11 protein-coding genes are annotated in these 13,143 nt (G+C 64.3%); 9 read left to right on the top strand and 2 right to left on the bottom strand.

Annotated features, from left to right (window positions below; genetic code table 11):
- Positions 1 to 118 precede the first annotated feature (118 nt).
- From KA354_14905 to KA354_14890, 4 genes are all read left to right on the top strand, one after another.
- A complete protein-coding gene (locus tag KA354_14905) occupies positions 119 to 1,045 on the top strand; it encodes a dihydrodipicolinate synthase family protein (protein ID MBP7935933.1) in 927 nt (308 codons plus the stop codon).
- A 54-nt stretch (positions 1,046 to 1,099) separates the two neighbouring features.
- Positions 1,100 to 1,897 carry an SDR family oxidoreductase gene (locus KA354_14900; GenBank protein MBP7935932.1) on the top strand — a complete coding sequence of 266 codons (798 nt, stop codon included), beginning with the start codon at positions 1,100 to 1,102 and terminating at the stop codon, positions 1,895 to 1,897.
- A 62-nt stretch (positions 1,898 to 1,959) separates the two neighbouring features.
- Positions 1,960 to 3,297 (top strand): hypothetical protein, encoded by a 1,338-nt coding sequence (locus KA354_14895; protein MBP7935931.1) that lies wholly within the window; start codon positions 1,960 to 1,962, stop codon positions 3,295 to 3,297.
- A gap of 5 nt (positions 3,298 to 3,302) precedes the next feature.
- Positions 3,303 to 5,054: a sodium/solute symporter gene (locus KA354_14890; protein ID MBP7935930.1), complete on the top strand. Its 1,752-nt coding sequence runs from the start codon at positions 3,303 to 3,305 to the stop codon at positions 5,052 to 5,054.
- A gap of 117 nt (positions 5,055 to 5,171) precedes the next feature.
- On the opposite strand, the gene KA354_14885 is transcribed toward KA354_14890, so the two are convergent.
- A complete protein-coding gene (locus tag KA354_14885; GenBank protein MBP7935929.1) occupies positions 5,172 to 5,768 on the bottom strand; it encodes a hypothetical protein in 597 nt (198 codons plus the stop codon).
- Positions 5,769 to 5,848: 80 nt separating this feature from the next.
- On the opposite strand from KA354_14885, the gene KA354_14880 reads away from it, so the two are divergent.
- The 4 genes from KA354_14880 (at position 5,849) to KA354_14865 (ending at position 11,443) form a co-directional block, all read left to right on the top strand.
- Positions 5,849 to 6,376 carry a hypothetical protein gene (locus KA354_14880; GenBank protein MBP7935928.1) on the top strand — a complete coding sequence of 176 codons (528 nt, stop codon included), beginning with the start codon at positions 5,849 to 5,851 and terminating at the stop codon, positions 6,374 to 6,376.
- 247 nt (positions 6,377 to 6,623) lie between these two features.
- The gene (locus tag KA354_14875; protein ID MBP7935927.1) at positions 6,624 to 9,167 is read left to right on the top strand and encodes an ATP-dependent Clp protease ATP-binding subunit; all 2,544 of its coding nucleotides are present in this window, start codon (positions 6,624 to 6,626) and stop codon (positions 9,165 to 9,167) included.
- A 45-nt stretch (positions 9,168 to 9,212) separates the two neighbouring features.
- Positions 9,213 to 11,078, top strand: coding sequence for a PocR ligand-binding domain-containing protein (locus tag KA354_14870; protein ID MBP7935926.1), 1,866 nt, complete (start codon positions 9,213 to 9,215; stop codon positions 11,076 to 11,078).
- Entirely contained in the window at positions 11,078 to 11,443 is a 366-nt protein-coding gene (locus tag KA354_14865; GenBank protein MBP7935925.1) for a response regulator, read from the top strand. Before KA354_14870 ends, KA354_14865 begins: the two co-directional genes overlap by 1 nt.
- A 14-nt stretch (positions 11,444 to 11,457) precedes the next feature.
- On the opposite strand, the gene fliM is transcribed toward KA354_14865, so the two are convergent.
- Positions 11,458 to 12,465, bottom strand: coding sequence for a flagellar motor switch protein FliM (fliM, locus tag KA354_14860; GenBank protein ID MBP7935924.1), 1,008 nt, complete (start codon positions 12,463 to 12,465; stop codon positions 11,458 to 11,460).
- Positions 12,466 to 12,668: 203 nt separating this feature from the next.
- On the opposite strand from fliM, the gene KA354_14855 reads away from it, so the two are divergent.
- Positions 12,669 to 13,143 (top strand): DJ-1/PfpI family protein (locus KA354_14855; GenBank protein ID MBP7935923.1); only part of this gene is annotated, 475 nt, incomplete at its 3' end.

Genomic DNA, 13,143 nt, shown 5'->3' with positions numbered 1-13,143 from the left:
TGCAGGCTGTTCGTTGGCGGAACCGAGGGGGTAGTGACCGGTCCGGGGCCTGCTGGCAGGTTTCGGTTGTGGGGATAGAATGTCGCCGGGCCCGGGCGGGGAGGAGGTACTACACATGATGGGTTCGGCGGCACAACCTGAACGGCCAGCTCTGCGTGGTGTTCTGCCGGTTTTTCAGACTCCCTACCACGACGATGAGAGCATCGATTATGCCATCCTGGAGAAGGAGATCGACTGGCTGTTTGACGCTGGGGCCGACGGAATTGTGATGGCGATGGTGTCGGAGGTTCTGCGGCTTTCGACTGACGAGCGCGAGCTGCTGGCCGAGCACGCCTGTCGCCTGGGCAGCGGTCTTGGGGCGGTGATCATCAGCGTTGGAGCGGAGAGTACGCGGGTGGCGGTGCGTCTGGGGCAACACGCCGAGTCGGTGGGGGCCACGGCGGTCATGGCCATTCCCCCGGTGTCGATCGTGGCCATGGAATCGGAGGTTCTGAGGTACTACGACCGCATTCTGGAGGCGGTGGACATTCCGGTGGTTGTTCAGGACGCGAGCGGCTACGTTGGGCGTCCGATGCCGGTGGATCTGCTGGTTCGGATGCAGCGTGAGTTTGGCTCGCGGGTGCTGTTCAAGCCGGAGGCGACCCCGATCGGGCCGCGGCTGAGCGCCTTGCGGGAGGCGACCGGCGGTGAAGCGGCGGTTTTCGAGGGCAGCGGTGGGATTGCCCTGGTGGACAGCTATCGGCGCGGGATTGTTGGCACGATGCCGGGGGGGGAGCTGATTGAGGCTCTTGTCGCCCTTTGGGGGGCGCTGGTCGCCGGCGACGAGCAACGGACCTATCGTCTTTCCCTGCCGCTCTCATCCCTGATTGGCATGCAGAGCGGGCTGGACGGTTTTCTGGCCGTTGAGAAGTACTTGCTTGTCAAGCAAGGTGTTTTTCGCAACACCCTGGTTCGCGGGCCGGTCGGGTTCATGCTCGACGAGGAGACCCGTGCGGAGGTGGATCGGTTGTTCGATCAGCTGATGGCTGCGGTTCGTGACGTCTGACCGGGGCTTGCGGGAGGGTGGTTCGCTCACCGGGACGACAGCAAGGGGAGCGCCATGGGCGTAGGCGGTTGCGTGGATCTGACGGGCCAGGTAGGGGTGATCAGCGGCGGGCTTGGCGATATTGGCCGGGCCATTGCCCTGGCATTGGCCGCATGCGGAGCCGACGTGGCGGTGGGTGATGTGCTCGCGGGCTCGGAAGCGACGTCCTTGCTGCGACAGATTGTCGCTCTGCAGCGACGGGCTCGGTACGATCGTGTCGATGTGGCCGATGCCGCGGCGGTTGCGGCCTGGATCGAGGCCGTGGAACGTGATCTGGGCGATATCACGCTGGTGGTTCCGAATGCTGCGGTGGTGCAGGAAGCCGGTGTGCGTGAGGTGAGCGACACGGAGTGGCGAAGCCAGCTGTCGGCGAACCTGGATGGGGCGTTTCATCTTGCCCGTTGCGGTTCGCTGCGGATGCTTCGCCACGGTCGAGGGGGTCGGATAGTGTTCATCGGCAGTTGGGCGGGGCGTGTGCCGCACCCGGGCATTCTGGCGTACTGTGTCTCCAAGGCCGGGGTGAGCATGCTGTGCCGCTGTATGGCCGCCGACCTGGCCCGAGACGGCATTCTGGTCAACGAGGTGGCTCCGGGCTATGTCGATGCGGGGCTGAGCGGGCGGCTGTTCAAGGAGGATCCCGGTCGTCGCGAGGAAGCGCGGCAATCGGTTCCGGTGGGTGAACTGATCTCGCCTGAGGAAGTGGCCCGCCAGGTGGTCTGGCTGTGCGACCCGTTGAACCGGCAGGTTGTAGGTCAGACGCTGACCATGGACGGCGGCTTGAGTCTGTTCGGCCCTGGAGGGCAGCGGCGGTGAGTGATGTCAGCGGACCGATCCCGGCGGACCTGGTGCCGCCTACGGCCAAGCTGTGGGCGGGGATGGCCCGGCGTGAGATTACGCCGCCGGTCGGTATCTACTCGCGCATGTGGGTAGCCGCGGCGCACGATGTCGCGGAGGGCGTCCACCGTCCGCTCTACGCGACCGTTCTGGCGATGAGCGAGGGTGCTGGCCGGCCGCCGCTGCTTCTGGCTTCGATGGATCTCGGCTGGTGGCAACGGTCGGAGGATGAGTGGCGCGTTCGTGGCGGTCTGATTGAGGTGTTGCATCTCGACCCGGCCCGGGTGATGGTGGCCTGCGTTCACACCCACGCCGGGGCATCGATCTGTCTGGAGGATGCCGACAAGCCGGGCGGCAACCTGATTGCGGGCTTTCTGGGTCAGGTTCGCACGGGGTTGATTGAAGCCGCTCGGGAAGCGCTGGCCCGGCTGGCTCCGGCGATCATGACCTGGGCTTACGGACGGTGTGATCTGGCGGCCAATCGTGATTTGCCCGAGCCGGGCGGTTCGCGGGTGGTCTGCGGGTTCAATCCGGCGCATCCGGCGGACGACACGGTTCTGGTCGGGCGGATCTGCGATACTGCCGGGCGGTTCAAGGCCACGCTGGTCAACTACGCCTGTCATCCGACGACCCTGGCGTGGGAGAACCGGCTGATTTCGCCGGACTATGTCGGGGCAATGCGGACCCTGGTGGAGCGGGACACGGGGGGTGCTCCGTGCCTCTTCTTGCTTGGTGCGGCCGGTGATCTTGCCCCTCGCGAGCAGTATACCGGTGACGTGGCCGTGGCCGACGCGAATGGGCGGCGGTTGGGATATGCGGTGCTGGCCGCGTTGGAGTCCATGCTCCCGGCGGGGCAGTGCCTCTGCTACGCGGGGCTGGTCGAGTCGGGTGCGGCGTTGGCGGTCTGGGCGCGCAAGTCTTTCGCGCCTTCGTCGGTGGTTCTGGCCGAGCGGATCGACGTGGAGCTGCCGTTGAAGCCGTTGCCCGCGGAGGAGCAGGTACGGCGGGAGATGGAGTGTTGCGGGGATCGGGTGCTGGCCGAGCGTCTGCGGCGCAAGTTGCGGGTGCTTCGTCTTGTCGGTTCGGGCCCGAGTTGCCGGATGCCCGTGTGGATCTGGCGAGTTGGGGGCGCGGTCTTCGTCGGCCAGTCCAACGAGGCCTACTCGGCGCTGCAGGTGGAATTGCGGCGGCGCTTCCCGCAGGCGGCGGTGGCGGTCTTGAACCTGGTCAACGGTTCGTGCGGTTATCTCAGCCCCCCGGAGCTGCACGGCAGCGACATTTATCAAGTCTGGCAGAGTCCCTTTGATCGAGCGGCCCTGCCCGGCCTGATCGCGGCGTGTGAACGGACCATCGGGGCATTGCTTGCACGAGGCGAGTGAGCGGCATGACAGGTCTGGAGGGTTTCCAGCTCAGTGCTTCCGACTACGTTGCCTTCATCGGCTACTTTGTGGTGCTTTCGGCGATTGGCTACCTGGCCGGGCGGCGGAAGAAGAGGGTCTCGGACGACTACTTCTTGGCCGGCCGTTCGCTGCCCTGGTATGTGGTGGGCAGTTCCTTCATCGCCTCGAACATTCACAGCGAGCAGTTTATCGGGACGGTAGGAGCGGCGGTGCTTTTCGGGGTCTGCGCCGCCATGTTCGAATGGGGCAATCTGACCACCTTCAGCATTCTGATCTGGTTTTTCATTCCGTTTCTGCTGGCCTCGCGGGTGTTCACCACGCCTGAGTTCATGGAGCGCCGATTCAATCCGTTTCTGCGTCAGTTGTTTGCCGTCGTGACGGTGATCACGGGTGTGGTTGCGTTCCTGAGCGGGGCGTTGTACGGCGGCGGTCTGGCCCTGCAGAGTCTGTTCGGCTGGAACCTGACGGTGGCGATCGTGGTGCTCGCTTTCGCTTCGGGGGTCTGGGCCATTTACGGCGGGCTCAGTTCGGCGGCCTGGGCGGATGTCTGCACGGTCGTGGTCATGGTGGCCGGCGGGATGATGGTGGCCATTCTCGGCCTTCAAAGCCTGGCTCCCGAATCCGGCTCGGTGATCGAGGGCTTCCGGGTGATGATTGAGCGGAACCGGGCCAGCGAGGGTATATGGCGCGACGCTGTAGCCGCCGCGGTTCGGAACATCACTCCGGACCAGGCTTACTACAACCGTCTGTCGGTGATCCAGCCGCCCAGCCATGCCTTGGTGCCCTGGACCAGCCTGGTTTTCATCACTTTCACGGTGAGCATCTGGTACAACGTCATCAACCAGTTCATGATCCAGCGCGTCCTTGGGGCCAAGAACATGTACCATGCTCGCATGGGCATTGTCTTCGCGGGCTACCTCAAGGTTTTGCTGCCGGTGATGGTAGTTCTTCCCGGTCTTGTGTTATTTGCCCATCACCCCGAGATCCTGATGCTCCCGTGGGAGCAGGCCGGCAGTCAGGCGGACAAGGGCTACGTGACGATGCTGCAGCAGCTGATTCCCGGCGGCTTGCGCGGACTTTTCCTGGCAGCCCTGTTCGGGGCGATTCAATCGACGGTCCAGGCGGTGCTGAACTCGACGGCGACGGTCTTCACGCTGGACATTTACAAGCGGTGGATGCGGCCGGCGGCCTCGGACCGCGAGCAGATTCTGACTGGGCGGATCGCCTCGGTGGCCATCCTGGCGCTGGCCATTGTCCTGGCTCACATGGTCGTCTGGCTGGGCATGGGGCTTTTCGAGTACACCCAGATGCTGTATGCGTTTTTCGCCCCGCCGTTCGGGGCGGTTTTTTTGTTGGGGATTCTGTCGCGGCGGATCAACGGAGTGGGCGCCGGCGTCGGGGCCTGTGTGGGGTTTGCGGTTGCGGTCCTGCTCAAGATTGGGGTGACTCGTCCGCCGGCGTTTCTGAGCGAGGCGGTGGTGACGTGGCTTTCGCCCTTCGGCAATCAGGCGGTTGTGACCTGGCTGACCACCGTCGCGGTCTGCATCATCGTGAGCGTGCTCAGCGCGCCCCCGCGTCCGGAGCAGGTCTCCGACGATCTGACCTTCAACTGGCGCGAGCTCAACATTCTCGGCCAAATCGGGAGCCACTGGTACAACAGCGTCCTGCTCTGGTGGGCGTTGTTTGTGGTGATGATCGTCGGGCTGATGGTGGTTTTCTCGGGCGTGCGCATGTGAGGCACGGATCGTGGTTGCTGGAAGGTGTTCTGAGACGGCGTTTGCCACGCGAGGGTGCCGGCACAGCGGGCCGCTTGCCGGTTTCGGAGGTTGGTGGGATCAGGCAGAGGGGCGGGCTCACTCGCCGGCCGGCTGACTGCCGGTCACTGCGTGCACGATGGAATCGAGAATTTCGGCCTCGGTGGTGCGATCGCGGCCGACGGGTGTCCATTCCTCGCGAGCGATAGGCGAGGAGGCGCCCCGCCGCTCGATAGGGGTATCGCCGGGCCGGTCGTCGCCGGTCTCCCGGGCGAAGGCCGCTCGTTCGGCGGTGTCGAGGCGTTGGTTGCGGACCTGGCACTGAGCCAGGACGGAGGTTCCCTCCTGGCTAAGGACCAGTATGGCCACTTGGCGATGGCGGTTCTTACCGCCGAACATATCGCGGAGTCGCTCGGGTTGGGCCTGTTGGGTGATTTCCGCCGGGTAGGAGACGAGCCGGTCACCGGCTGAGGCGTTCGGGTCGACGCGGAAATGCTGACGAAAGGCCCGCAGGGCCGCCGGCCGCACGTCGCGGAGGGCAAGGCCGTCGATCCGGCGAGTGGCGTAGTCGCCCGGTCGCCCGAAGGTCGGCGAGCCGGTGGACGAGGTGTCCATGTCGGAGCAACCCAAGGCACAGAGCAGGCTGGCTGCCGAGGCGATGGTGAGAAGAGGGCTGGGGCGAAGGATGGCTGTCATCAAGGGCACTCCCGGTGTTGGCACGTGTGGCATTATCGGATGCGTACCGGGCAAGTCAAGGAACAGGTATACTGCCGGTCGTGAAGCGGTTTCTGCGAGCGACGGTCATGAACCTGATCGTGCCGGGCACGGGTCTGATGATGCTGGGCCGGGGGTGGCTGGGTCTGGCCCTGGCGGTCTGGTTTGCGCTGGCGGCGGAGGTTGCGATCGCGGGGTTGCTGATTGCCCCGGTGGTTGTCGAGCGGTGGGCGGCGTTGGCGGCGGGTGGATTTGCCCTGGCGGCGTGGTTTGTGGCCCAGGGCCTGCTGATCAGCAGGATTCGCTTTCTGCTCGATCCGGCGTTGCCGCGCGAGCTGGCCATTCTCCGGCGGCTGGCCCGAGGCTGTCTGGCCCACGGGAAATGGAAGGCTGCTCGCTCGGCTCTGCTGCTGGCCCTGTCGGTCGATGACGGGGACGCGGAGACGCGTCTCCTGTGGGCGAGGTTGATCTCCGAGACGGCGGGTGGTCGGCGGGCCTGGGCTGCGTGGCGGGCGGCCGCTCAGTATGATTGTGAGCACCGTTTCAGTGTGGAAATCGCAGCCGCTCTGGAACGATTCGCCCGGACGTGACGCTTCCGCTGCTGGCCGCTTCCTCGGGCGAAAGGCCACAACTCGGCTCTCTGGTCAGCCGATATACAGGAAGTGGTGTATTTGCCCCCAGTTGCGCGCCGGGCCTTTGGTTGATGGGTACCTTAGGGGGTGCTACAATCGAGCGTGCAGTTGGGGGACCCTAGGTGGTCGGAACGCGGCTTGGAGATGCTTCAGAGGAGACCCGGCCACATGACAGACGGATGGACGGCACCGCAGCAAGGAGCGGCTGATGTTCGAACGTTTCACTGATCGCGCCCGCAAAGTGATGGCGTTGGCCAACCAGGAGGCCCAGCGTTTCAACCACGAGTACATTGGGACGGAGCACATTTTGCTTGGGCTGGTGAAGGAAGGCTCGGGCGTCGGTGCGAACGTTCTGAAGAACCTGGATGTCGACCTGCGGAAGGTTCGGCTGGAGGTGGAGAAGCTGGTCAAGCGTGGCCCGGACATGGTCACGATGGGCAAGCTTCCGCAAACTCCTCGGGCGAAAAAGGTTATCGAATACGCGATCGAGGAAGCCCGGAGCCTGAATCACAACTATGTGGGCACGGAGCATCTGCTTCTCGGCCTGCTGCGTGAGCAGGACGGTGTGGCCGCCCAGGTGCTGATGAACCTCGGGCTGCGGCTGGAGGATGTTCGTGAGGAGGTTCTGAACCTGCTGGGGGCGGGGATTGAGAGCGAGGAAGCGGCGGCGGGCGGGGGCCCTCCGGGTCCCGGGGGTGAGGCCAAGAAGGGCAAGAGCAAGACGCCGGCCCTGGACTCGTTTGGCCGCGATCTCACCGAGATGGCTCGCGAGGGCAAGCTGGACCCGGTGATTGGCCGGCAGCGTGAGATTGACCGGGTGATTCAGATACTCTGCCGGCGGCAGAAGAACAATCCCGTGCTCTTGGGCGAGGCGGGTGTGGGCAAGACCGCGATTGTCGAGGGTCTGGCCCAGAAGATCGTCAATGGAGAGATTCCGGAGCTGCTGGCCGACCGACGGATTGTGGTCCTCGATCTGGCCATGATGGTGGCGGGCACGAAGTACCGCGGGCAGTTTGAGGAGCGTATCAAGGCGGTGATGAACGAAGTCCGGCGAGCCCGGAACGTCATCCTGTTCATTGACGAGTTACACACGCTGGTCGGCGCGGGTGGAGCCGAAGGCGCGATCGACGCCTCGAACGTGCTCAAGCCGGCGTTGAGTCGCGGCGAGATTCAGTGCATCGGAGCGACCACGCTCGACGAGTACCGCAAGTACATTGAGAAGGACGGAGCGCTTGAGCGGCGGTTCCAGCAGATCATCGTTGAGCCGCCGAGCCGCGACGAGACGATCCTGATTCTGAAGGGCTTGCGGGACCGCTATGAGGCTCACCACCGCGTTCAGATCACCGACAACGCGTTGCTGCAGGCGGTGGAGCTGTCCGACCGGTACATCACCGGCCGGGTGCAGCCGGACAAGGCCATCGACGTCATTGACGAAGCCGGGGCGGCCGTTCGTCTCAAGTCCATGACCAAGCCGCCGAATCTCACCGAGATCGAGCGCGAGATCGAGAAGCTGATCATGGAAAAGGATGAGGCGGTCAAGAACGCCGACTACGAGCGGGCGGCGGAGCTTCGCGACAAGGCCGAGGTCTCGCGGTCCAAGAAGGAGGAAATGCAGCGCGAGTGGCGAGACCGGGCGAAGGAAGTGGACGGTGTGGTTGACGACGAGGTCATTGCCTCGGTGGTATCGGGCATCACCGGCGTGCCCCTGACCCGGTTGGAGAAGACCGAGGTTCAGCGGTTGCTGCGGCTCGAGGACGAGCTGCACAAGCGGGTCATCAGCCAGGACGAAGCGGTTCGGGCGGTGGCCCGGGCGGTGCGTCGTTCGCGGAGCGGCCTGAAGGACCCGAACCGTCCGATGGGCAGTTTCATCTTCATCGGGCCGTCCGGGGTGGGCAAGACCTACCTGGCCAAGTGCCTGGCCGAGTTCATGTTCGGTGACGAGGATGCCCTGGTCATTCTGGACATGTCCGAGTTCATGGAGAAGCACAATGTCAGCCGGCTGATCGGCGCCCCGCCGGGTTACGTGGGTTACGAGGAAGGCGGCCAGCTGACGGAGCGGATCCGCCGCCGGCCGTACTCCGTGGTTTTGCTCGACGAGATCGAGAAGGCTCACCCGGACGTGTTCAACATGCTGCTCCAGATCATGGAGGAAGGTCGGCTGACCGACTCGTTCGGGCGGCACATCGACTTCAAGAACACGATCATGATCATGACGAGCAACATCGGGGCGGACCGCATCACCAACCAGAGCGAGTTCGGTTTCGGCAAGCGTGACGAGGAAGTCAGCTACCAGAAGATGAAGACCATGCTGCAGGGCGAGGTCGAGCGTTACTTCCGCCCCGAGTTCATCAACCGGGTGGACGAGCTGGTCGTGTTCCACAAGCTGACTCACAACGACCTGGTCAACATCGTAGACCTGGAGGTCAACAAGGTCGCCAAGCGGCTCGCGGAAAAGGGGTATCACCTGATCCTCGACCAGAAGGCCAAGGACTTCCTGATCGAACACGGGACCGACGAGAAGTTCGGAGCTCGGCCGCTCCGCCGGTCTATCGAGAACAAGATCGAGGACCCGTTGAGCGAGGCGATACTCCGCGGCGAATACGAGGGCCGCAACCACATCAAGGTCACCATCAAGGACAACAGCGACGGCGATCCGGAGCTGCACTTCGAAGGTTATGCCCAGGAGCCTCCCGTCGAGGAGAAGCCGCCGGAGCCGGTCGGCGCCAGCAACGTAGCCGACGAGACCTGACGGCGGCCGGGGGAGTGCTCTCGCGGTTAGCGGGGAGATACCCCGGTGAGTGGACACGACGAGCCCGCGACGGCGACGCTGGACGAGGTCCAGGCGTTGCGCGACCGAGTGGCCGAACTCGAGCACGCCCATCGTGAGCGGCAGCGCATTGAACAGTCGCTCATCGAGAGCGATGCTCGCCAGAAGGCCATTCTGGACAACATCCCTGACATTGCCTGGCTCAAAGACCGCGACTACCGCTACGTGGCTGTCAACAGAGCCTTCGCCCGCTGGTGCGGCATGAGCACGGAGGAACTGGTTGGCAGGACGGACTACGATCTCTGGCCGCCGGAACTGGCCGAGAAGTACCGTCAAGACGATCTTGAGGTCATGCGGACCGGTGCCGTCCGCCGGATCGAGGAGCTCTTGCAGGACCTCCAGGGCGGGATCACGCGGGTAGAGACGATCAAGACGCCGGTGCGAAACGACCGGGGCGAGATCATTGGGACGACCGGCATTGCCCGAGACATCACGGAGCGTCTCCAGTCGGAAGAAGCCCTGCACCAGCGGATCGAGACGCTGACCCAGCTGCCGGGGGAGACATCGTCCCTGGGCATTGAGGATCTTTTCAAGCTCGAGGACATCCAGGCCATCTCGGACGCCTTTGCCGAGGCCACCGGCGTCGCTTCCCTGATCACGGATCTCGACGGCCAGCCGATCACCAAGCCGAGCAACTTCTGCCGGCTCTGCCTGGAACTGGTCCGCAGGACGGAGAAGGGCCGGCTCAACTGCATGCATTCGGACGCCCAGCTGGGCGAGATACGACCCGACGGCCCGGTCATTCAGCCGTGCCTGAGTGCCGGGCTCTGGGGTGGCGGAACGAGCATCTGCGTCGGCGATCGCAGGATCGCCAAGTGGCTGGTCGGACAGGTCCTGGACGAATGCCAAAACGAGGAGCAGCTGCTGCGCTACGCCGACCGGATCGGGGTGAACGTCGAGGAGTACCGGGCGGCGCTGGCTGGAGTGACGCGCATGCCGCTTTCCCGGTTCCGGCGGGTGTGCGACGCCCTGCGGCTGATCGCCAACCAGCTCTCGACGCTCGCCCTGCGCAATGTCCAGCAGGCCCGGGAGATTGCCGCCCGCCAGCAGGCCGAACGCGAGCTTGACCGCTACAAGAATCATTTGGAAGAGCTGGTCGAGCATCGTACGCACGAGCTGGCGAAGTCCAAGGAGAACCTGCTGCGGGCCGAGCGGCTGGCCGCCATGGGCACGCTGGCCGGCGGCATCGCCCACGAGATCAATAATCCGGTCGGCGGCATCCTGCTGCTGGCCCAGTACGCCCTGAGCCGCCGCACCGAGCCGGAGGGCATGATCGACGCTCTGGAGAAAATCGTCGGCTGTGCCCAGCGATGCAAGCTGATCGTGCAGAGCGTACTTTCGTTCGCCCGGGCCCAGACCTCCACCAAGGCGCCGGCGGATCTCAACGCGGTGATCCGGCAGGCATGTGAGACGGTGGCGGCGTACGCCGCGGACAACCAGTGCATGCTGTCGATTCACCTGGATGCAGGATTGGAGCCTCTGGCGATGAGCACCACCGGAATCGAGCAGGTCACCATCAATCTGCTGCGGAACGCGATCCAGGCGGGGGCCCGGCACATTGACGTCCGAACGGACGGAGCTCCCGGCGGTGTTCGGTTGACCGTGGCGAACGACGGCGCCCGCATCGCTCCCGGCCAGATTGCCCGCTTGTTCGATCCCTTCTTCACCACCCGACACGGAGAAGGCGGTACCGGGCTGGGCCTGAGCATCGCCCACGGCATCGCCACCGACCACGGCGGGACCATCGAAGTGATCAGCGACGCCGAGCGCGGAACGGCTTTCACGGTGTTCTTACCGCGTCAAGCAGGCTCCGTTGACCAGGGGAGTGGCTGATGAGCAGAGTACTGATCGTGGATGACGAGATGACCTACTGCGAACAGCTCACGCTGATCCTGGTGCGCGAGTCTCACGAAGTCCGGAGCGCCTCCAGCGTGGAGAAGGGCATCCAGGTCGGTCTCGAGTTTCGTCCGAATCTCCTGGTCGCCGATTGGCGGCTGGCCGACGGCCGCAACGGCATCGAGGTCGCCCGGGCCCTGGCCTCGGCCATTCCCGATCTGTTGACCATCCTCATCACCGGGTGCCTGGTGGAGGAGATTCCGCTGGAGACACGGCAGAGTGTCTTCCGCGTGCTGGAGAAGCCCTTCAGTCTTGACGAGGTGGTGACTGCCATCCACGACGCGGCCACGAGCCCGGTTTGAGGCGTCGTCTCCGCCTACAGCGACTCTTCCTGCCCCGCGAGGCGTATGATGCGCAGGGCACGTGCACCTTTGTACTGGTAGAGCCGCCCGGCGAACTTGTTGCGGTTTTCGACCTGAAGGATCAGATCGCAGTTCGCGGGTTTGCGGGTGGTGACAATGTCGCCAGGCTGGAGGTTGATCAGCTCGTTGACTGTGATCATGGTCTGGGCCAGGAAGACCCGGACGCCGACCTCGGCTGACTTGAGGTGGCGGCTGATCTGTTGGCGCTGCTCGTCGCTGGCCGCCTTGCGCTGATAGGCAAGCCAGCTCTGGGTAGCCAGTTTTCCCATGACCGGCTCGATGACGTTGAACGGCAGGCACAAGGTCATGGTACCGGCGCGGGTACCCATCTTGAGCTCGAGGCCGATCACGACCACGACTTCGTTCGGAGCGACGATCTGCACCAGATGGGGGTTGGACTCGGTCTCGGCCAGTTCGAAGTTTACCTCGACCAGGTTGGACCACACCTCGGTGAGCGTATTCAGAGCCCGATCGGTGATCCGCTTGACCAGGCGCCATTCGATCGCGGTCAAGGGACGCTGGGGAATGAACAGCTCCGCGTTTGAGCCGCCCAGGAGCCGGTCGATGATCGGGTAGACGATCAGCGGGCTGATCTCAAGACAGAACTGCCCTTCCAGGGGGCTGGTATTCAGGAGGTTGAAGCAGGTCGGGTTGGGCAGCGAGTGGATGAACTCACTGTAGGTAAGCTGCTCGATGGTGGCGACCCGGACCTCGACGATGGTTCGCAGGAAGTTGGAGAGGGATGCGCCGAAATTGCGGGCGAAGTTCTCGTGGATCGCCTCCAGGGCCCGGATCTGGTCCTTGCTGACCCGCTCGGGGCGCTTGAAGTCGTAGGTGCGGACGTCCTGCGTCCGGGGCTTGACCCGACTGGGAACCTCCGGTTCGGCGGTCGTCCCCCCTGCCCCGGCGTCCACCGCGGACAACAGGGCATCAACTTCAGATTGGTCAAGGACATCGGCCATGTGTGCGTTGCGTTTATCGGACAATTTCAGGGGGGCTCTTGAGTTCCCGTCCGATCGACGGGCCGGTCCGATAATCTCGTGATCGGCAGTTCTCACGAGGGGTATGGCTGGCCAGGGCGGTTGTGTCGCCCGAGGGCATCGGATAAGCTGCCGGCATCGTCAATCCCATTGAGCAGCGGAAGTTATGGCAGGAGGAGGTGTCCATGTCGGCCAAGAAGATCCTGATGATCGTCGGCGACTTCGTCGAGGATTACGAGGTTATGGTCCCCTACCAGGCCCTGACCATGATCGGACACACCGTCCACGCGGTCTGCCCGGGCAAGCGGGCGGGTGAGAAGGTTCGAACCGCGATTCATGATTTTGAAGGTGATCAGACATACAGCGAGAAGCCGGGTCACAACTTCGCCCTGACCGCGACGTTCGCCGGGCTCAGTCCCGAGGACTATGACGCCCTGGTTATTCCGGGTGGGCGAGCTCCGGAGTACCTTCGCCTGGACGAGAAGGTGCTGAAAGTGGTTCGGCACTTTGCCGGGGCGAACAAGCCGATCGCGGCCATCTGCCACGGAGCTCAGCTGCTGGCCGGTGCCGGCGTTCTCAAGGGCCGCTCGTGCAGTGCTTACCCGGCGGTTGGGCCCGACGTGATCCATGCTGGAGGGGCGTACGCGAACATCGCCCTGG

The sequence above is a fragment of the Phycisphaerae bacterium genome (assembly GCA_018003015.1).
GTDB lineage: Bacteria > Planctomycetota > Phycisphaerae > UBA1845 > PWPN01 > JAGNEZ01.
Note: the sequence above shows the minus strand (reverse complement) of the source record. Positions and strands in the feature narration are given on the sequence as shown.